The following is an 18,840-nucleotide window of genomic DNA, read 5'->3' as shown; positions in this document are numbered from 1 at the left end:
GTGAAGACAAGGCGAACGCTATCACCCGCAAAAAGACCTGAAACAGCATTATTGTTAGCATTTTGATTACAAAGTGTGAGAATTAATTTCAAATTAAACAACCACCTGCTCAAACATTGCTGTAAATGTCGTCTTCAGTAAGCCTGCTTTCACGCTCCATTTCCTGCAGACAACCTTAATTTGCCGATATCCGTAAGGTGGTGTCCACAGAAATGCCTTCACGCCGTTATGTTCCGACAGAAAGTCCTCCAGATATCCGGCATCCTGCCGTTTTGTCCGGATGGTGACACTGTACTTTTTCAGGTTACTGTTGAGACCCGTTACGCGTCGCTGTTCGTATCCGTCACCAAACTTCACCACCGCCACCTGCGGTTCTGAATCCACCCCCATGTCCGGGTCAACTTTCCAGTGAAAGGTTTTCATCAACGATATGCCCCGCTCAGTCTGCCGCCGTCACGCCCCTGCTGCTGCAGGTAATCAGACGCAGCCTTTTTGCCCATATCGTAAACAGCCTTCATCGCCTGCGCTCCCAGATCCGGCCCGGTGTTAGTAATGGCAATATGATACTGCGGCGCAAACATTGTCATTCCGCCACTTCCCGCCGCCACCACGCCAAGCTTTCCGTTTGCGCCACGGCGTAACGGCAGAATGGCCTCCGGCCCGGCTTCCCCCATCACTGCCGCCCCTCTGGCAAAGGCAAAGAACGTCGGTCTGTTAACAATACTGCCACTGTACTGGCTGAGTCCTGCCGAGCGGTACACGCCGCCGTCCGCATTCGGAATAACCGACAGCGCCGCAGAACTGTAGGCCCCGGATGGTGTACTGCCGCCTGCTGATGCGCCAGCGCCGAACATACCCAGTACTGACCCCAGCAGTTTAGACGCGGCAATACGGGCCTCCATTTTTGCCAGATCCGCCAGAATGGAGACCGTAAAACTGCGAAAATCCATTTTTCCGGTCAGGGTAAAATTTGCGATACCGTCAGCCATGCTGTTAAACGCGTTAGTGAAGACGTTTTCCGTCATGCCTGCCACGTCGCTGCCCTGTGCCATAAAGTTATCCAGCGCCCGCGACACCCCCAGCGTCCAGTCTCCGCTGGCAGTATCCACTTTTGCGTTATAATCCGCCCACTCAGCCAGCCGGCGATCGAGACTGGCCTGAAGTTCCTGTTCAGCCTGGCGGTATTCGTCAGAGCCATATGTCCCCTTTGCCTTACTGTCGCGTTTAAGCTGCTCCAGCTTATCCTGATACTGTTGCTGAATTTTCAGGCGCTCGTCATATCGCCCGCGCTGCTGATCACCCATACCCATTGTGGCCAGCGCCATGGCGTGCTGCTGCCTGACGCGGGACTCCTCTTCCGTCAACTGACTGGTTAATGTGAGTGTCTTTTTCTTCAGTTCATTGAGGGCATTCTGGTGTTGCAAATCCTGTTGTGAGATATCGAGCTTCTGTAACGCCTGCTCTATTTCATCTTTGTGGGCCAGTACGCTTTTTTCCTCTGCCGTCAGTTTTTTACCGGACAAATCAGTGATGCGCTGCTGAAATGCCAGAAGCTGCTTATGCGCCTCCGTCATTTTTTCGGTCGTGGAGAGTTTCGCAGCGGCTATCTGCCCCTCAACCTGTGCCTGTTGCTGGCTGTACTGCAGAAGCAAACGACTGGCTTCATCGTTGTGGTAAGCAGGTGATTTATGAGTTACAGGCGGTTTGTTATCCTTATTTATCTGGGCGACAGCAGTTTCTCTCTGTGCCTGGCTCCATTTACCCGGTGCTTTTGCAACATTGGCCCATAACTCCGTCAGCGCTGCTGAACGTTTTTTCTGCCATGACAGATTTTCAGACAGTATTCTGTTCTGATAAATCAGCGATGCGGTTACGTTATCGTCAGCCTTTTTCGCTTTGGCCTGAGACTCTGCATAACCCTCCTGAGATTTAATAACAAACTCAAGTCCTTTTTTCTGACTCAGCAGCTTTTGTAACCCGGCATCAAAAAGATCTGATTTTCCGGATTTTTTCCTGTCCTCATAAATCTGGTTAATCGCCTGATTAACCTGTTCCAGTTGATATTGTTCTGTCTTTGGGCGACCAATATTTAATGCCGCATCCCAGAATTCCTTCCACCGGCTTGTTGCACTTCTTATCGCTCTTTCAATAATCCCCAGATTATCGATAATCTGCTGGCTGCGCCGTTGTTCGGCTTTGCCATACGCATCTGCTGCCGCCTGTCCTGCCGCCTCCTTAAACCCGCGTTGCTCAAGAGACGAGATGTACTCATACTGTGATGATGTCAGATAATGAAGCTGCTTATTGAGTTCCTCTGACGCCCTGGTCGGGGAATCATACAGTTTCTGAAAGTTTGCAATGGTTTTATCCACCGCCTCGCCCGTGGCGTTCTGCATGGCAACAGCCGCGCGGGCTACGGTTTCAACCTGTCCACCACGAAATGAACCGCTGCCCACCACCTGCGCCAGCACGCCTGCCGCATCGTGCTGCGTAACGCCGTTTCCGGCGAGCGATTTCACCATCTCATTAAGCTGCCCGGCAGTTTTCCCGGCGTAGCTCCCGGTCAGAATAAGCTGTTTATTGAACTCCTCACTTTCTTTCGTCCCTTCATAGTACGCCTTACCCAGCCCGTAAACTGCTGCCGCAATGCCACCAACAACACCCCCGATCATCATGCCCTTCGGTGACATCAGCGTTTCAATCCACCCGGCGCGGTTGGCCAGCGTGATACCGGAACCGCGAAGGGCACCAAAGTTACCCCGTGCAAGTTCACCAATCAGCACGCCAATTTCACGGCGCGCCTGCGCTGATTTCAGTCCCAGTGCATGAGTGGATTTTGTTGCGGTATCCAGTTTGCGGATATAGACATCGGCGGCGCTGCTGACCCCCAGCTCAGCCGCTTTCACCCGCAACAGCTCAGCGCGTGAAAGATTTTGCGCTGCTGCCTGCTCTTTCAGGCTGCGAATGAACTGTGCTTTTTTCTGCGTGGCCAGCGCTTCGGCATCGCTGAGTTCGCGTGTTTTTGCAACAGTTTCAGATACCAGCGTCAGATAATCTCCCTGTGAGATATCACCACGCCCTTTCGCCTGTTGTACCTTCGCCTGGATACGCTGCAACTCCTGCAGACCACCGCTTAACTGTTTTACACTGTCAATCTGACGGTAAAATGCGGCGGCGGCGGCATCCTGAGCCTGTGCAACCGCCGCTGCCTGCGCCTGCTCTTCCCGCAGCTTCTGATTCAGGGCTTCAATGTTGCGTTGCGTAATATCTATGCGCTGAGCCACCTGATCATAAGCCTGCGAATTCAGTATCAGCGCCTGCTTCTGTCGGGTGGTCGCGTTGAATACGGTACCGCTTCCGTCAACATATGCCCTGCCCTGTTTCTGCAGGAGCTCCAGAAGATTTTTTTGTCGCCGTGCTGATATCTCCGCTTTATCGGAAGCGTTCTCCAGCATTTTCTTTATACGCGGAACTTCGTCCTTAAACTTCTGCGAATCCAGCGAAAGATCAATCACCAGATTGGCTATCTGGTCCATAACGTACTCCTCCGAAAATGCCTTCGCCTGCAAACATCATATCGTCATCATTTTGTTCAAATGCCGGTTCAGGCTCCGGCATCAGACTGAAATCCGCTGCATCGTGAGGCGTTCCTGTCACCAGTCCGGCCACCAGCGATTTCAGGGTGGCAAATTCTGCGTCCAGGTGCGCATCACTGAAGCTGTACTGCCTGAAGTATTCAGACCACGCCCCCAGCTCCGTTGCACTCATTTCTGACAGCATCCGGCGCCAGTCTCCCCTGCCAAACTCCCGCGCAAGCTGCATGGCAAAACGAATTTCAGCCTTCAGGGCTTTTCCGGCGAATCGGCCTCTCCCGCTTCCGTTTCATCGCCAGAATCAGGGAGGGACATTCCGCTCAGGGACAGCACCATATCAGCCCCTTTTCCCAGCGCCTCATACGACCAAAGGGCGGCAATATTATCGCTGGTTTTCCCTGTATCCCGCGTCTGATCGCCATTCTGTAATGAGCGGGATACCAGCCAGGCATTAATATCAATACCCATTCGCAAAAAGGCGACTCGCCTCTCTTCCTCGCCCGCATCTGCAGTTTCTTCGTCATACTGCGCGGTTCGCTGCTGGATATATTCGAGGTATTCAACGCGCTGCAGTCCGGAAAGCTCATGCAACTCAACGGAAGCATCGCCATAGTTAAGCGTGTCTTTCTTTAAAAACATGGTTTATTCCTGTAAGAGGGCCCCGGCAGGCGGGGCGAAAAGGAGGGCTACGCCTGAACGGTAATATCCGTAATGGCGGTAAAGTTACCGTCTGACGTCATGCCAATAATTTTTGCCGTTCCGGCTTTAACACCTTTCACTGTTGCAACGTTATCAGCCTGAGTAACCGTGGCAATCGTCGGATCTGAGGTGGCAATGCGCAGGGATTTATCTGTGGCGTTATCCGGTTTCACGGTATACGTCAGATCAACCGTTGCGCCGACGTTCACGTTTGTTGCCTGTGGTGCCACAACCAGACCGGACACCGCTACCGGCGGCGCGGTGTCCTCCTCCGCCATATGAGGACGCCCGACGCCTGTAATTTTCACCGTGCGGGTGATCGCCTCTTTGGACTGAACCGTTTTTCCCAGCGAACTGATCCAGCCCTTAAAGACATCCACGGTGCCGTTAGGGTACTTAATGCGCCAGGCTTCCACATCGCCCTTATCAAACAGATCAATCAGTTTTTTCTGCCCCTGCTCTCCCGGCTTCCACGCCAGCGTGATACTGGTGTCCCCGGCACTTTTTTGCCCCTGTGCGGTGGTTTTCCAGTCGGCATCTTCATCATCCAGGTAGTTATCATCTTCAGCGTCAGCGGTCATCTCACCGGGCTGCAAATCCTTAACCTTTGCCAGCTTCAGCCAGTTGTTATCGCTCAGCGGGTTCGCATATGCATCGCCGTTACCGGTATACAGCCAGAACGTGGTACCGGCTCCCTTCACTTTTTTCAGCGGGTCAGGTGCTGCCATAATTCATTCTCCTTACATCGTGTAGGTTATCTGATACGTTATTTCCGTCATGGCCCAGAGAGCCATGTCACCATCACGCTGCCAGTCATATCCGGCCGGCGTCATGGTGTCGACAAGAGCAGCCAGTTGTGGAACATCTCTGAGGGCCGGATAGATTTTCCCTTCCATCCAGTCATCCAGCTCACGGTCAGGACTTTCTGCTTTCAGGAACGCCGCAACGTGCAGATGCGCTTTCCAGTTGTCTTCATCAAGCTCTTCTCCCGTGTACTGCGCGTCTGTCAGCCAGACCACCAGTGCGGGCAAATCTTCCGGCGCGATAACGGCGGGCAGACCATCAAACAGCGTTACGCCTTCACCTGATGTTTCGGACAGGCGGTCAAGAATGGCGTTACGAATGGCTGTATGTTTGTTCATCAAAGTCTCCTGGTCAGGTGTAGCCGGAGTTGCTGTTTCAGCGATGAGGCGAGTTCTTTGGGAAATTCTTCCGCAATGATGCGGTTTTTAGCCTCTTCAAAGTGTTGTGTCAGTGCCGCCGCCAGCGGGACCTTCACTACGTCAATGGGATAGCGCTTCTTACCTTCGATGCGCTTCATCACATGCCAGCGCCCGTTTGCCAGTTGCTGGATAAAAGCATCACGGAACAGGTACGGCCCAATCTTCAGCACACTGCCCCCGCGCAGCAACTGTCCTTTGCTGCGCGTCAGCCTGACCTGCGCTGTACCGAGTTTAATGGCGGGCAGATTGCCCCGGTTGATACGGATTCGGGCATACTGTTTTCCCACATCAAAGCGGGGGGAGGCTTTCCATAGTCTGACGCGCTGTTTAACCAGCCGGAAAGGAATACCCTGCCGGTGGTTATCTCCGGCGACCGTCTCTTTTGCGACTTTATGCGTGGCAAAGGAAATAGCCTTCTGTGCCAGCCTGTTTATCGTCATCGCGGACGCCCTGGGTATCATTTGTCTGTCGATACTGCTCAGATTCTGTACGGCATTTTCCAGGCCTTTAAGTGACATACGTCCTCCTTACCTTCGCCGGGTATCTGTCGGTGGGTCTCCCGTTCCCAGCCAGATAACCCGGCTTCCGCTACTCTCTTCCGGTCCCATTCTGTCCACCCAGTAATTCTGCTCCCCAATCACCAGGGTATCGGCTCGCTTCAGTTGTCGTAAGGCTGACGATTTCACGAAAAATGACGGGCTTACCCCTTCAATTCTGACGCCGCCGGAAACATATGAAACACTTTCCGGATCATCAAAAACCCCGGTCAGCGAGGTGCCCGCCAGTACGCCTGACGTGATGGTCGCTACAGTTCCCATAACGCTGATAATGGTGTCATCGGCTATTGACATGGCTGTATCAAAAAGATTGTCTGTCTGCGACATACCGCGTCCCTCATAACGCAACAATCAGTCCGTCGCGCGCGAGTTCATGAACATATATTTCCTGAATACGTGCCAAATCCCCTGCCTGAACGGTATCCAGAATCCGATCGCTGTCTGCTGCCAGCGCGTGAATATGAAGCGTGCGGACCGCCCTGATAAGGGCAAATCCCGAAAGATTGGTATTGCTTTTTGCAGATTCCGGCTCGTCCTGTGGGTCACTGGCCGTCGTTTCAGCATTTTCCCCGGCTTGCATTCCGCTCGCCTCTTCCTCCCACTCAGCGACACGCTGGCTGATTTCGGCAGCGCTGCCGGAAATATCCGGCTCCCGACCGAGCTGTACGGCGAGTTCCTGCAGACGGGCGATATTCTCTTCTTTTGTTGCCATTTTCGGTCATCCTTCTGATTTCATGACACAAAAAAGGCCCTTACGGGCCGTTTTGTCGGTTCTCTCAGCCCACCTGGACAATCACAAATTCATCCGGGTCCGGCAGCACCATCAGCGGCGCAGACTGCGTCATGGTGTACTCGTTAGCCGGGTCGCCAACGGTGATCCAGTGCTTCGGGTAACGCGTTGCAGCAACAATGCCCTCCGCGAGCGCCTGTGAATCCTGAATAGCACCATAACAGCGGATACCTTCTGCCGCGGTATTGCCCAGCACCAGAGTGCCTTCCGGGAGGTAGCGCTTTTCAGTGCCGTCTTTATCGATGTATGAGGTTTTTGCCACCACAATCGCCAGATCGCCGTACCAGCCCTTAAAGGACACGACGGCCCCCAGGTCTTTAACGGCGGTTTCCAGCACCGATGTGGAGCCACGGCGGGTATCCAGTTTTTCGCGGAACAGTTTAAAGCCGTTTAACAGGCGCCAGACCTTCCCGTCCATCACGGCGATATTAATCAGTCCGGATGCCTGGTCGCAGTACATATCGATATCAAATGACGGATCGAAGGTATCACGGTCCTGTTCTGACCATTTTTTACCGCTGGCCTGGGTGATGTTATTGGCCGCTGAGCGCCCGAAATCCACCTCCACGGTCTCGAACTGCTCGCCCTCCATAATGTATTTTCCGTTCAGCACTGCGCTGACGGCCTGCATCTCCTCCACCTGGATGATGGCCTGCTCCTCCTGCTTGAGGTTGTCGGTCAGAATACGCAGACGACGGTAGGCCGGGTCGTTCAGTTGCGCCGGATCTTCCCCTGGCAGACGCTCCACAACCTGCGAATAATTCACCTCATGCTTCGGTTTGACGTATCCCGGGCGCAGTACGCGGGTTTCACCGCCACGATTACGCAGCACTTTTCCGCCCACCACCGGCGACACATAGGCCGCAATGGGGGTTTTTCCGGTAATTTTATCCAGCATGACCTCCTGCTCTTTGAATGTCACCGTGCGACGAAAAAACAGGGTCAGGAAAAGCGGGTTAAACTTGACTTTCTGCTCGGTGTAACCGAGTAACTGACGGGTGGTAAATAAATTCATGAAACGTGTTCCTTTGAACGGTAAAAACAGAACAGGCCGCTGTGCGGCCTGCCGTGTATTGCGTAATTATCGGACGGTTATCAGGGCAGTGCGGCATGACTGATGGCGCTGCCGGAAAAGGCATTTGCCTTTTTAACGGCGTCAACACTTTCCGGCCACAACAGCGCTTCCGTGGCAAATGTGCCGCTTTTCCAGTACGTCAGTACACTTTCAGTGCCTTCCAGTGGCAGGGTCAGTACACCCACAGCGGCTCCGGCCTTCTGTCCGTCCCATGCCGCAAGTTTCCCTGTGGCATCATCCAGCATCAGTGGTGTCAGCGCTGGGGTTGCAGCCGTAATACCGCTGGCCCCTGTTGTGGTATATGCCGGATCATTTCCGGCGAAAATACGGTTTTCATCACGCTGTTGTGTCGTCGTTTTAAAGGTCATAATTTATCCTCGCCCTTTGTTGCCCTCGTTCCCGGAATGCTCATCAGGAGTTGCGTATCTGTATCAACATCGTTGCTGTTACCGCTACTTCCTGACAGTGACGCCGGGGAATGTAACTGCATAAACTGATCAAAGGCATTATTCATATTCGTCCCCCCCGAACCTGAAGCATCCGGCGCCGCCGCCAGTAGCTCGCGAGCCTGTTCAACTGTCATTCCAGGTATGGTCGCTAATTTTCCCGCCAGTTCTTCACGCCCCTTAGCTTCATCCAGTGCCAGAATACTGTCGCTGAGGGATGTAGTACCGGCACGCGGTGCAGCGGCAAGAATGGTTTTTGCCCGCTCTGTAGTCATATCCGACATGGCGGCCAGCGTGGAGGCAAGTCCCTCTCGCCCCTTAGCGTCGTCAAGCGCCATAATGCGATCGGCCTCGCTGACAACTTCCTGCTGCGGCGCGGCTGCAGCCAGAATGCCCTGCGCCTGCGCCACGCTCATACCCGGTTGTCCGGCCAGCATCTGCGCCAGCGCCTCACGCCCTTTTGCCTCAGAGCAACCTATAATCCCCATCACGCGCCGATTTTCCTGCGCTGCCGCTTCTGTTGCTGTTAATTCCGGCATAGTGCCTCCTGTTGTATTGTTCTTCAGTGCTGCGGCCATTACCGTAACGGCATCTGCAGCGTTTACCATTTCATCAGCCAGCCCGATATCAATACCCGCCTGGCCGTCGTAGACGGCGGCTTCCGTCGCCATGACGGCCTCTGCGGACAACCCGGTATACTGTGCAACCCTGTCGGCAAACATCTTTCTGGCTTCGTCCATTCGCTGCTGATAGTCGGCATGGACGCTTTCCGGTAATGCCCGCGTTACATCCAGATCGACCTTGTGCCCCCCTGAATAGATCAGGGTGATTTCCACGCCCTCCTGTTCCAGTTGTCCGGCATAGCTGGTATGCGCCATCACCACGCCAACAGACCCGATTCTGGCAGTCTGCGTCACCAGGCGGCGGGAGCATGCAGACGCCAGCAGCATCGCCCCTGAACAGGACATATCATTCATCAGCGCCCATATCGGCTTCTGTTGTCCCAGACGGTAAATCATGTCCGCGCAGTCAAACGCGCCTGCGGCCTGTCCGCCCGGACTGTCTATATCCAGCAGCACCCCCGTCACTTCTGGATCGGAAATTGCCTGTTGCAGACGGGCGGTAATGCCGTCATAGCCGGTCATGCCGGAAAATGGCCGCATCCCGCCAAGTTTATGAACAAGTGTTCCTGACACTGGTAACACGGCAATACCATTCACCACCTGGTAAAAACGCGCCCGTGGTTTGTCGCCGGACATATAATTTCCGGTAACAAGCTCCATACCCGCCTGATCAAGGTTTTCCAGGTTCTGGGGAATGTGCAGGCTGCCAGCGCCTGACTCCCTGCCCAGCGCGCAAAAGAAAACCCGCGCATAGGCGGGTTCAAGTAACAGCGGGGCGTTCGTGGCCTGGCTGAGTATATGCGGGAGATTACGTTGCACGTTGCTCCTCCTCCGGTTTTCTGCTGTCTGAAATCTGTTGCTGGTATGTATCGGTTATCCATACCGGGCGTGGAAGCCCGGCACTGCGGCGTTCTTCTGACTCTCTGACCTGCTGGCGGAAAATATCCTGGTAATCTTCACCCATAATGGCCAGCTCTTTCTCGTAGGTGCTGAGGCCTGCCTCGATACGCATAACGGCTTCCTGTACTTCCTTGAGCCCGTCAATTGCCATGCGTCCGGCACCAATCCATTCCGCCCGACTCCAGCTTGAACGCGCCTCCCAGAAAGAAAATCGGGCGCGTGGCGCTCTGATCACTCCACGTATCAGCGCTTCTTCCAGCCAGCAGGAAAACATCTGCGTCGCCAGTCGTCCGGCAATGAATTTCCGGCGCCCCAGAAAATAACGCCATGATTCATTGGCAGATGCGCGGGCGCTGGAGTAACTGACCTGTGAGTAATCCCGCGAAAGTTGTTCATAAGAGACGCCCAGCCCCGCTGCAATATAGCGAAGCAGCGCCTGTTCCAGCGCTGAAAATCCGCTGTCGGCATTCTGTGCCGTCTGTAATTTAAGTGCGTCACCTGGGTGAAGATGAGGAATTTTTACACCGCCGAGTTTTACATTGTTGGCGGCATAATATCGCGCATAACTCGCCAGAACGCTTACCAGCGGATTATTCGCATCCGCGACTCCTTCCCCTCCCATCCCCGCGATGTACTCAAAGGCCTTGTCAGTATCCAGCTCGCTCTCAATTGTTGCGGCATACATCGCCTTAACAATCGTCGACTGAAGCTGCGTTGCCTGCAGCGTATCAAGCATTTTCAGACGCTCCATTACGCTGTAAAACTGGTTGGCTCCGCGCGTCTGTCCATCCTCCACAGGCTCAAAAATATGCAGCATGGCAGGACGTCCTGAAGGCAAATATTTCGGTATCCGCGTCCACTGCCCTGCACCTGATAACGGCCAGTCATCATCGCAGACATGATACGCCAGCGCCTTACCGTTCCGGTCAACCTCCACACCCGCTCTTAACTGCTTATTCCCCATAGCGTGACCAGGTGTATCAATGCGCTTTGGGCTTATGGCTTTAAATCGGGTTCTGAACAGTTGCGTGGTTTCCGCATCCCAGACGGGCTGGAGAAAAATTTCACCATTGAAGGCGTGTACCCCAACCCCTTCACGAATAAATTCTGTAAAGGTACGCTTCCCCTCAATGTCTATCTCGCCAAAAATACCGTCACAGTATTCTGTCCAGGCCGATTCCACCTCATTGATAAAGCTCCTGGCAGCAGACTCGCGCATTCCCAGGTACTGCCAGTTAGGTCGGTAGCTGATAAGAAACAGATGGCCAACAATATGATCCTTGTGAAGCGATACCGCGTTAGCCGCAATGCCGTTATTCCTGACCAGATCATCCGCCCGGGCATTACCGAGACGTAGCGAAGGCAGCAGTGCCGCGTCGACGCTTTCAGCGCCCGGCATCCAGTCGGTCAACTGACCACCAAAACCAGTACCGCCACCACTGTATCCCATACTTTCACGCAGTGGTGCCCCGCTCACATCAATCAGTACTGGCGCCCGTTTCATAATCTCACCCCTGCCGGACCGCGACGCCCTCCCGTTTTCAGGCTGGCTTCCATTTCTGTTATGTACTTTTTCAGATCGCCGACGGAGGTTGCGGTAAACTCCACCCGCCGACCGTCCTTCTGTACTGTCGCCACCCGTTTTCCTGTCATCAGGTCATGCAGTGCGGCACGTGCTTCATACAATTCAGCCATTGTTGCCATTATTAAGATCTCCCGAAAGCATGGCGGCCAGCTCCTCAAGGGTTGGGCCCGTTTTATTCTCGCTTTTTCTGGACTCGGCCAGCGCATCCAGACTCAGTTGCCAGCGCTGGACGGATACCCGGTATGCCGCATACGCATATACCAGGCAGTCCAGCGCTTCATTACGCCTTTTCTTTGCATCCCACAGCAGCTTTATCTTCCCGTTAACCACCTTTTCCACCAGTTCTTCTGCCACCAGTTGCTTCGCTTCCACGTCCGAAAAAATTTCCGGATTATCCGGAAAACGAAAGGTGTAAGGTGAGGCTGAGTCAGGCGGGGTGGGAGGCTCTTTAAGTCTGGCGTAAATCATCTCTTTGGCGGTGTCAGTCCCGATTTCACATAAAAACACACCGCGCTGATTCCTGCTCCTGGGCATGGTGATAACGGGTTTTCCGTATACCGACGCCCCTTTGATGGGCAATACCCTGAATATGCCGTGCTTTTTTGAACGCTGATAAACGATCTCCTGATCAATCCCTCCGGTATCCCAGCAGATACGGGAAATGGAAATATCCGTCCCGTCAGCATGACGATATTTTTTATTAATGACGGCATCCACACGCTGCAGGGTATCTTCATCATCATGCCGTCCCATGATAATTTGCTTATCAATAAGGAAAGCCTCTTCGCCCGGCGCCCAGCCCCAGACATACATTTCATAACGGTTACGCTGGGAGTCGATACCAGCGGTCAGATACACCACCCGCTCCGGAACCGGCGCCGCATAATGAATCACTTTTTCCAGCAAAAGCTCATGGCTGAGTTTTTCGGCCACCGCCTCTTCATAAGGCTCGCCCAGGGTGGTGTTTATAAAGGTTTTCACACCATTTGGATCTTTCAGCGCATCCAGCCAGTCATAAATAATTTGTATCCAGGTGGTAAAGGGACTGTAAGCCGTCCAGATATGAAAGGTAATGGATCGTGGCGGCGGAACCTCCTCACCGGACGCGCTGAAATAAGCCAGTCCATCGCGTGTCCACATGCCTGTGTTATCGCAAATCCAGCGGCCTGCTTTCTGATCAAGTTCCGATTGACGGATCACGCATCCATTATGTTCACAAAGGTAATACACCGTCTCCGGCTTGCTTTTCTCCCATTTCAGACCGAACGGCGTACTGCCATCACCGAATTTAAGGTACTGTTCTTCGCCACAATGCGGACACGGTACATGAAAACGCATAAAATGCGCCGATTCATTTGCCGCCTTTTCAATCTGGCATGACCCTTTGACTTTTGGTGTGGAGCCCCGAATGGATTTAGGCCAGACAGAACCTTCAATACGTTTATCCCCCAGCAGCGTCGGCGAACCTTCTTTCTCGACATCAGGCTCAAAAGATGACAATTCGTCATAGCAGACCACATCCACCGATTTTTCACGGTAGTTTTTGGCTGCTGCACCGCCGAGGCACCAGAACCCGACACCGGAAGAAAAGCGTTTCAGGGTAAGCGTATTATCGCGATGTTTACGCCCGAACCAGGGGGCCAGCTCCAGCAATACAGGAACATCCCTGATAGTCGGCTCCACGTGGGATTTCATAAAATCCTCAGCGGATGAGTCGGTCGGCTGGAACAGCAGGCTGTTGCGCGACTTGTGCTCTATGAAATAGCCTTCCACCCCCAGCAACATTTTGGTATAGCCCACGCGGGCAGACTTAATGAGGTTTACAACGCGGATCAGTTCATACCCCATCGCGTTCATTATCGCTACCTGAAACGGCAGCGTTTCCCATTTGCCGGGGGTGTAGGAGGACTCTTTTGGCAGATAGTAATACTCATCAGCCCACTGCACGGTGGTAAGCGGTACGGGAATATGAAGCGCTATCAGCCCGTTAGTTATGGCTCTGTTGGCATTATTCGCCCTGCGCTCTCCGGAAATCATCGGTCCACTTCTCCACATCCGCTATCGTGGCGGCCCTGCCTGACGCCCTGGCGATTTCCGTTCTGACCACATCGATGTGTGACTGGCACAGATCAGGATATTTGCGCTGTAATACCAGCGGTACCCTTGACAGTATCCCTGCTATTTCCTGAGCCACCCGTTGCAGGATGTAGGTGAACAATTCGGTCTCAAGAACCAGCCCTTCGCGCTCAGCATTTTTAAGTTCCTGCGCATCCGCCTGGGCTTTTGTCAGGCGGTAGCGCTCATAGTCGATGGTGCCGGGATTAAGATCTGATTCCGCAGCGGCACGTAAATCATCAACCTCTTTACGCAGCTTTTCATTTTCAATAGACGCATCACGCTCCGCGTACCATGAAATCGCTGCCGCGGTGTCGAACACTGCTTCGTTACCTTTTCCTCCTCCGGAAACAAGTGGCAGCCCCTGGCTTTGCCAGGCTGTGACAGTTCTGACGTCACAACCAAAAATTTCAGCCAGTTTTTTTTTGTTCACGTTCATGGAAAAGTCTCCCGGAAACAGGAAAGGATCTGCGATCTTCGTTTTTAACTAAAAACGTTATCCAGCAGATCCTTTCTTTTTTCTAAAAAAACCTTTAAAAACAGTCAATAAACGATAAGAAGAACGGATCTGGCTTTTCCCTGAAAATTTTCATAAGGAGTGAAATCCTGCGACGCTGCCGCCCCGTAATGTCCCTGACTGCCGGAAAGGACCCGTAAAGATTGATGTCCTCCCACGGATTAGCCCCTGCTGTAATGCTTACTTCACAGCCTCTATGGTGGCACCATTAGAGTTCATCACATAAACCTGATCGCCCGGATAGATAAACTGGTAACGGCAGCCATCACCCGCGCCGGGGAAATTTTCACTCGGATATTCCTCAATAATGATGGCAATAGCATCAGTATCCAGCACATCAGTACGGTCACTAATAACCAGTTCTTCCTCCTGCAGCGCTTTGGTCATTTCTGGATCTTCATAGATAGCCGGGAGCCAGTATGCGAAGTCTGGGCTGGCTGAGTTATGAGTAAGTTTTAAAGTATCTGCGAACGTTTCAGAACCAGCCCTGGCTATCGAGATAGATGGTTGCTCACAAATATGCGTAACACCGTTGATGATGGTTTTAACTGTAAACATAGTATTTCCTTCTTCGTCTTCTTGTTACAACAAAAAGCCCCGCCAGTGCGGAGCTATGGGATTGTTAGTTGACTCTCTCACCGAGTTGTAAATACGCTCACACGTCACTCCGGCCCGGTATGCCGTCTCGATGGCCTCCCAGTCCGGTTTTGCCATGATTATGTTCCCTGTGATTAACCATTATCGCAGCCCCTCACTGAAGGGCTGCTGTAATGCCTGATCTCACCTACTGCATAACCGTATTATCAGCATCACTACCGAGAATATCGGTCAATGCGGTATCGACAGCGGCGTCAATCTGCTGATCCAGTGTGGATTTAATCTGCGTTTTAACCGCGGTGGTTACCGTGTCTGAACGCAGGGCGTTTTTCACCATGTCGTCGGTGACGATATCTTTCATATCCGGCATTTCTCTTTGCTCCGTATGGATGAGGCTTTTCAGCCACTGGGTTATTTTCATGAGGTGTACCAGTTTTTAGCGTCTGGTTACGTTTTTGGTATGTACGGAAACCAGCTCCCGCCAGTACGATAAAAACGCGATGCAGTAGTACGCAAACCCAGAGACATTGTCATTTTTATGCATTTCTGAAACTCCCCCGCAGGTAAGCTCCTTTTCCCTCCTGCGGGGATTTTTTTATCTGCACTGCGTGCGAACGTACTCCTGCAAATACTTCAGTTTTGCCTGATCGCTGATGATTCCGGCGCGGATATCGAGAACGTTTTGTCCAGAATCCCGAGAGAGTTCGACGGTGGCAGCATTGCCCACGCTGCCGGGGCTGGCGGTTGTGGTACTGGCGGGCACTGTACAACGTCCTTTGACGCGCACCCGGCCACCAGAAGCAAGGCGGCGCTGCAAATCAGCATTCTCAGTCTGTGCATCGGCTAACTCCTTTGTGTATTTTGCATCGAGGGCAGCAACGTCACGCTGGCGCTTCGTCATGTCGGTAATTGTCGCGTTCGCCAGCGTCAGCTTGTGAGTAGCGGTGTCGCGCTGCGATTTATATTTCACGGCATTACCGTGGTAGTGGTCCGTTGTCCATGCCAGCGCGGCGGCCATAATCAGCAACGAGACTATTACGCCGGTGGTTATACGATTCATGTCACCACCAACGGATTTGTCCTATCAGATAGCCAATAGCGGCGACAAACAGTACCAGCCAGATCAGGACAAATTTCCAGTTTGGTAATTGCTCAATCATTAGTCGCAACTCCCGTATTAGTTTGCTAATATCAATCACAGGTTCTCCCTTGCCTTATTCAAGGTGCAGAAACAGAAAACCCCGATCGCCGCTAACGTTCGGGGTTTTCGCTTTTATATCCTTCGTAAATCAGAAATCGGCAGATTTTGTGTTATCCGCCCCTGTGGCGCCATGTCATTTTTTGGTGAATTATTCCGCTGACAACAATTTATTGGTTAATCCCCCAACACGTCAGCGCTGATTCCTGGTCGCGGCGTATCACCTGGCCGTAACACTGATTTTCCCTGTTGTGGCAATCTTTGCCGCCGTCATATACCCAACGGCGGATTTCTGCACACGCTCCCTTACGATCTCCTGCGTTGAGCTTCCGGTAAAACGTGGACGGAAAACATTTACCGGGACCGATGTTATACGGACAGAACGACGCAATACCGGCTTTCTGCGGTTCGGTCAGCGGTATATGAACGTGTTTATTTACCCATGCCAGCGCTTTATCCCGCTCGATGGCGTTGTAATGGTCGCACTGGCTTTGCGTCAGTCGCTGGCCTTTCACAACGGGTTTACCATCGATACGAGTCACGCCACGGCATACTGACCAGACGCCGCCGTTATCACGAACGGCCACCAGCGTATTTCCTTCCCGCTCCTGTAAAAACTGGTCGAGTAGCTGCGGTGCGCTGGCACCGGCGGCAATCAGCGCCAGCATGGCGGCGGAAAGACCGTATTTAACTTTTGTCCTGAGCGCCATTACTGCCCTCCGGCATTTCAGATACCGCCAGCATCTTTAACGTGCTGTCATGGTCGTTTTTTTCCAGAATCCTGGCGATTAGCCTGTTACGCTCCTCCATCGCGGCGGCCTGCCTTGCCTGAGCCTGCTCTGCTTTCTTTTTGTAATGCTTATTAACCAGAAACGTACCAATACCCAGAACAATACCTATCAGAGCGCCATAGTCGTTTAACGTCCACTGGGCGCATATGCCGCTGATTAATGCCCAGATGTAGGCCAGCCATGTCGTATGTTTATCCATTGTCATAACTTCCCCTGTCCGGGAATGGACTACCCGGATGTCGGGTAAGTGGAAAAAGAAAAAACAGACCACCAGTAGGTGGTCTTTATCGTGAATGTGCTTCCATATAAATCATATTTGCGTTAATACAAATTAAGAATACTATTTATATCTGTCAGCACCGATTGAATATTTCTTATAAATATCAAAAATCACATTTTTCACTACCTATCGCTGCCTGCGGTGAAAAAACAGTCCCCCATGTAATAACACACTGGTTTACCCATGGAGTCGGAAAGAGTAAGTGATAATCTTTAAAACCATAATAATCTATCTGTGCACTTATGGAAACGGATTCAGAAGCATACATAGGAACATTAACCCATGCAGTTTGCCCCACAGGAACCTGTGGAGTGAACTCTTCATGGAAATTACCATCATAATCATAGTACACAACTTTTAGCCTCGATACAAAACCTGCTTTACTGTATATTTTATACTGAACCTCAGGTGATACACCAACATCACTCATTGCATTTAAAAGATTTTTCTCATTGTAAGTTGAAGTATAAGATGTCATATATGCAGTATATAATGAACGGGTCAGATCACCAAATGACATGCCTTTATGCCAGTCTTCATTAGCATCATAAAAAAGCATATAACTCAGTTCCAGACTTTTATTTTTATCAAAGCCACTTGCACGAAGGTTATTATATAAGTTATAGAACATTTTCCTTATAAATCCACCACGCTGATACGGATTCATTGATGGTGTTATATCATGAATATTTTCTACTGCACCATCTCTTTTAGGAGAATCAACATAGCGAATCGCCTCCCCGGTTCTGCTATATCCTCTGCCAATATCCCAGTCTACAGCATCTCCGGAAACTCCATGGTTATTAAAGAATACCGTAAATATATCTGAAAAAGCTTCATCAATTGCGCTGTCTTCAGATGTTGCTGATGTCTGCCCGGCGTTAGATATCGCATGTCCAAATTCATGATAAATAATTGTTTTTCCACTTGGTGTATAAATCCCGCTTCCACTGTTCCCTGATATTAGTGTTACGGTTTTTGTCTGAGCATTCCATGAGGCGTTGGCTCCCCAGTCATCACGTTCATAAAATGAAAGGTTAACAGGAACTGATAATAAGGCTTTTTTATGATATGCCTTATATTTATTTAAAATATCGGTAATATAAGCATATGCTTCACCAAACGGTTCATTAGAACCATTGAATTTCCCCTCTGAAATTACTGCACTTCCTTCAGAACATTTAAAAGTCTTCAACTCCAGTCCGGTTGTTTTTGTCACTCTCTTTGCTATAACGCCGGGGTTCTGCGTCTTACACTCACCTTTTACTGAATCATACTCAACAGGCACACTGGTTTTTATAACCCCTGTTTTTTCAGTTCCTCCGGACACTGAAGCATCCACATAGTTAGCAGCATATGTTAATGAAGAAAAAAACATTAAACCACTTAATGCAGATAAAGCAAACACATTCATAATACCCTCCCGGGATTTAAGTGTGAAAATACACCACAGAAAACATGATGTTATGGCAAGAAAAAATAGAAGTGCCGGATAGCGTGGAGGAAGTATAATTAATCGTAAATGATTCAGCATTTATAAGAATATAAAGACCTTGCCAGATAAAGATGAGTGTATATTTTTAATTCTTAATGATACCCGCCATACACTATTACTGAAATCGCTCCCGTTCCGTCATGGCAACTGTATACAGAAAGGGCTACCGAAGTAGCCCTTGATTACTGTCCTGTTTCGTTTAGTTGTCGCGGTGCCGGGTGCCTCCCGATGAACCGTTGGCTGGTTACTACCGTGGTCCGTATGTCTATGGCTGCAACTAAATGGAAAACCTGTCTTGTAACCTCTTTTACCCCTCCGCTCAGGGGTGGTTCACCGCAACCAGGAAAATCTATAAC

The 18,840-nt window shown here is 51.5% G+C and carries 22 protein-coding genes; all 22 read right to left on the bottom strand.

The genetic code is table 11. The features are described from left to right. Window positions 1-93: 93 nt before the first annotated feature. Window positions 94-426 carry a phage tail protein gene (locus NA624_RS08315; RefSeq protein WP_077906564.1) on the bottom strand — a complete coding sequence of 111 codons (333 nt, stop codon included), beginning with the start codon at window positions 424-426 and terminating at the stop codon, window positions 94-96. Continuing rightward, window positions 423-3,536: a phage tail tape measure protein gene (locus NA624_RS08310; protein ID WP_000372080.1), complete on the bottom strand. Its 3,114-nt coding sequence runs from the start codon at window positions 3,534-3,536 to the stop codon at window positions 423-425. The genes NA624_RS08315 and NA624_RS08310 overlap by 4 nt, the downstream gene beginning before the upstream one ends. After that, on the bottom strand, window positions 3,508-3,822 hold the full coding sequence (locus tag NA624_RS08305) for a phage tail assembly protein T (RefSeq protein ID WP_001175133.1): 315 nt from the start codon (window positions 3,820-3,822) through the stop codon (window positions 3,508-3,510). Before NA624_RS08305 ends, NA624_RS08310 begins: the two co-directional genes overlap by 29 nt. Window positions 3,823-3,842: 20 nt before the next feature. Further along, entirely contained in the window at window positions 3,843-4,232 is a 390-nt protein-coding gene (gpG, locus tag NA624_RS08300; RefSeq protein ID WP_000478853.1) for a phage tail assembly chaperone G, read from the bottom strand. A gap of 47 nt (window positions 4,233-4,279) precedes the next feature. Continuing rightward, window positions 4,280-5,020 carry a phage tail protein gene (locus NA624_RS08295; protein ID WP_000729875.1) on the bottom strand — a complete coding sequence of 247 codons (741 nt, stop codon included), beginning with the start codon at window positions 5,018-5,020 and terminating at the stop codon, window positions 4,280-4,282. Window positions 5,021-5,032: 12 nt separating this feature from the next. After that, window positions 5,033-5,434 carry a phage minor tail U family protein gene (locus NA624_RS08290; protein ID WP_001032917.1) on the bottom strand — a complete coding sequence of 134 codons (402 nt, stop codon included), beginning with the start codon at window positions 5,432-5,434 and terminating at the stop codon, window positions 5,033-5,035. After that, window positions 5,434-6,033: a phage tail protein gene (locus NA624_RS08285; RefSeq protein WP_000053602.1), complete on the bottom strand. Its 600-nt coding sequence runs from the start codon at window positions 6,031-6,033 to the stop codon at window positions 5,434-5,436. Before NA624_RS08285 ends, NA624_RS08290 begins: the two co-directional genes overlap by 1 nt. A 9-nt stretch (window positions 6,034-6,042) precedes the next feature. Beyond that, window positions 6,043-6,399, bottom strand: coding sequence for a head-tail joining protein (locus NA624_RS08280; protein ID WP_000083786.1), 357 nt, complete (start codon window positions 6,397-6,399; stop codon window positions 6,043-6,045). A gap of 10 nt (window positions 6,400-6,409) precedes the next feature. Then, window positions 6,410-6,784: a DNA-packaging protein FI gene (gene gpFI, locus NA624_RS08275; protein ID WP_000201484.1), complete on the bottom strand. Its 375-nt coding sequence runs from the start codon at window positions 6,782-6,784 to the stop codon at window positions 6,410-6,412. Window positions 6,785-6,848: 64 nt separating this feature from the next. Beyond that, window positions 6,849-7,877: a major capsid protein gene (locus NA624_RS08270; protein WP_001048358.1), complete on the bottom strand. Its 1,029-nt coding sequence runs from the start codon at window positions 7,875-7,877 to the stop codon at window positions 6,849-6,851. Between the two features lie 80 nt (window positions 7,878-7,957). Further along, entirely contained in the window at window positions 7,958-8,305 is a 348-nt protein-coding gene (locus NA624_RS08265) for a head decoration protein (protein ID WP_000143302.1), read from the bottom strand. Further along, window positions 8,302-9,825, bottom strand: a complete 1,524-nt coding sequence (locus tag NA624_RS08260) for a S49 family peptidase (RefSeq protein ID WP_001189501.1) — start codon at window positions 9,823-9,825, stop codon at window positions 8,302-8,304. Before NA624_RS08260 ends, NA624_RS08265 begins: the two co-directional genes overlap by 4 nt. Beyond that, window positions 9,815-11,410, bottom strand: coding sequence for a phage portal protein (locus tag NA624_RS08255; protein ID WP_000817041.1), 1,596 nt, complete (start codon window positions 11,408-11,410; stop codon window positions 9,815-9,817). Before NA624_RS08255 ends, NA624_RS08260 begins: the two co-directional genes overlap by 11 nt. Beyond that, window positions 11,407-11,610 carry a phage head-tail joining protein gene (locus NA624_RS08250; RefSeq protein ID WP_023261960.1) on the bottom strand — a complete coding sequence of 68 codons (204 nt, stop codon included), beginning with the start codon at window positions 11,608-11,610 and terminating at the stop codon, window positions 11,407-11,409. The genes NA624_RS08255 and NA624_RS08250 overlap by 4 nt, the downstream gene beginning before the upstream one ends. Next, complete coding sequence (locus tag NA624_RS08245) at window positions 11,594-13,528, bottom strand: phage terminase large subunit family protein (protein ID WP_000623089.1); 1,935 nt, start codon at window positions 13,526-13,528, stop codon at window positions 11,594-11,596. The genes NA624_RS08250 and NA624_RS08245 overlap by 17 nt, the downstream gene beginning before the upstream one ends. Then, window positions 13,500-14,045 carry a terminase small subunit gene (locus NA624_RS08240; protein ID WP_001102153.1) on the bottom strand — a complete coding sequence of 182 codons (546 nt, stop codon included), beginning with the start codon at window positions 14,043-14,045 and terminating at the stop codon, window positions 13,500-13,502. Before NA624_RS08240 ends, NA624_RS08245 begins: the two co-directional genes overlap by 29 nt. Window positions 14,046-14,303: 258 nt before the next feature. Beyond that, window positions 14,304-14,681, bottom strand: coding sequence for a hypothetical protein (locus tag NA624_RS08235; protein WP_000495546.1), 378 nt, complete (start codon window positions 14,679-14,681; stop codon window positions 14,304-14,306). A 226-nt stretch (window positions 14,682-14,907) separates the two neighbouring features. Beyond that, window positions 14,908-15,141 (bottom strand): DUF826 domain-containing protein, encoded by a 234-nt coding sequence (locus NA624_RS08230; RefSeq protein ID WP_000705471.1) that lies wholly within the window; start codon window positions 15,139-15,141, stop codon window positions 14,908-14,910. Window positions 15,142-15,315: 174 nt separating this feature from the next. Further along, entirely contained in the window at window positions 15,316-15,780 is a 465-nt protein-coding gene (locus tag NA624_RS08225) for a lysis protein (RefSeq protein ID WP_001549627.1), read from the bottom strand. A 308-nt stretch (window positions 15,781-16,088) separates the two neighbouring features. After that, a complete protein-coding gene (locus NA624_RS08220; RefSeq protein WP_001208110.1) occupies window positions 16,089-16,628 on the bottom strand; it encodes a lysozyme in 540 nt (179 codons plus the stop codon). Continuing rightward, complete coding sequence (locus NA624_RS08215) at window positions 16,606-16,908, bottom strand: HP1 family phage holin (protein ID WP_001519699.1); 303 nt, start codon at window positions 16,906-16,908, stop codon at window positions 16,606-16,608. The genes NA624_RS08220 and NA624_RS08215 overlap by 23 nt, the downstream gene beginning before the upstream one ends. Before the next feature lie 184 nt (window positions 16,909-17,092). Next, window positions 17,093-18,403, bottom strand: coding sequence for a M4 family metallopeptidase (locus tag NA624_RS08210; protein WP_001100307.1), 1,311 nt, complete (start codon window positions 18,401-18,403; stop codon window positions 17,093-17,095). Between the last annotated feature and the right edge of the window lie 437 nt (window positions 18,404-18,840).

Origin of the sequence: Salmonella sp. NW38 (assembly GCF_051807745.1) — a bacterium.
GTDB lineage: Bacteria > Pseudomonadota > Gammaproteobacteria > Enterobacterales > Enterobacteriaceae > Salmonella > Salmonella enterica.
This window is presented reverse-complemented; position numbering and strand designations above follow the sequence as displayed.

What these genes read in the sequence shown, in the direction of transcription:
- NA624_RS08280 (WP_000083786.1), bottom strand. Translation starts at nt 6,399, where the DNA reads ATGTCGCAGACAGACAATCTTTTTGATACAGCCATGTCAATAGCCGAT.
- NA624_RS08255 (WP_000817041.1), bottom strand. Translation starts at nt 11,410, where the DNA reads ATGAAACGGGCGCCAGTACTGATTGATGTGAGCGGGGCACCACTGCGT.
- NA624_RS08235 (WP_000495546.1), bottom strand. Translation starts at nt 14,681, where the DNA reads ATGTTTACAGTTAAAACCATCATCAACGGTGTTACGCATATTTGTGAG.
- NA624_RS08215 (WP_001519699.1), bottom strand. Translation starts at nt 16,908, where the DNA reads ATGGATAAACATACGACATGGCTGGCCTACATCTGGGCATTAATCAGC.
- NA624_RS08240 (WP_001102153.1), bottom strand. Translation starts at nt 14,045, where the DNA reads ATGAACGTGAACAAAAAAAAACTGGCTGAAATTTTTGGTTGTGACGTC.
- NA624_RS08285 (WP_000053602.1), bottom strand. Translation starts at nt 6,033, where the DNA reads ATGTCACTTAAAGGCCTGGAAAATGCCGTACAGAATCTGAGCAGTATC.
- NA624_RS08210 (WP_001100307.1), bottom strand. Translation starts at nt 18,403, where the DNA reads ATGAATGTGTTTGCTTTATCTGCATTAAGTGGTTTAATGTTTTTTTCT.
- gpG (WP_000478853.1), bottom strand. Translation starts at nt 4,232, where the DNA reads ATGTTTTTAAAGAAAGACACGCTTAACTATGGCGATGCTTCCGTTGAG.
- NA624_RS08265 (WP_000143302.1), bottom strand. Translation starts at nt 8,305, where the DNA reads ATGACCTTTAAAACGACGACACAACAGCGTGATGAAAACCGTATTTTC.
- NA624_RS08245 (WP_000623089.1), bottom strand. Translation starts at nt 13,528, where the DNA reads ATGATTTCCGGAGAGCGCAGGGCGAATAATGCCAACAGAGCCATAACT.
- NA624_RS08295 (WP_000729875.1), bottom strand. Translation starts at nt 5,020, where the DNA reads ATGGCAGCACCTGACCCGCTGAAAAAAGTGAAGGGAGCCGGTACCACG.
- NA624_RS08225 (WP_001549627.1), bottom strand. Translation starts at nt 15,780, where the DNA reads ATGAATCGTATAACCACCGGCGTAATAGTCTCGTTGCTGATTATGGCC.
- NA624_RS08270 (WP_001048358.1), bottom strand. Translation starts at nt 7,877, where the DNA reads ATGAATTTATTTACCACCCGTCAGTTACTCGGTTACACCGAGCAGAAA.
- NA624_RS08230 (WP_000705471.1), bottom strand. Translation starts at nt 15,141, where the DNA reads ATGAAAATAACCCAGTGGCTGAAAAGCCTCATCCATACGGAGCAAAGA.
- NA624_RS08305 (WP_001175133.1), bottom strand. Translation starts at nt 3,822, where the DNA reads ATGCAGCTTGCGCGGGAGTTTGGCAGGGGAGACTGGCGCCGGATGCTG.
- NA624_RS08220 (WP_001208110.1), bottom strand. Translation starts at nt 16,628, where the DNA reads ATGGCGCTCAGGACAAAAGTTAAATACGGTCTTTCCGCCGCCATGCTG.
- NA624_RS08290 (WP_001032917.1), bottom strand. Translation starts at nt 5,434, where the DNA reads ATGAACAAACATACAGCCATTCGTAACGCCATTCTTGACCGCCTGTCC.
- gpFI (WP_000201484.1), bottom strand. Translation starts at nt 6,784, where the DNA reads ATGGCAACAAAAGAAGAGAATATCGCCCGTCTGCAGGAACTCGCCGTA.
- NA624_RS08310 (WP_000372080.1), bottom strand. Translation starts at nt 3,536, where the DNA reads ATGGACCAGATAGCCAATCTGGTGATTGATCTTTCGCTGGATTCGCAG.
- NA624_RS08250 (WP_023261960.1), bottom strand. Translation starts at nt 11,610, where the DNA reads ATGGCAACAATGGCTGAATTGTATGAAGCACGTGCCGCACTGCATGAC.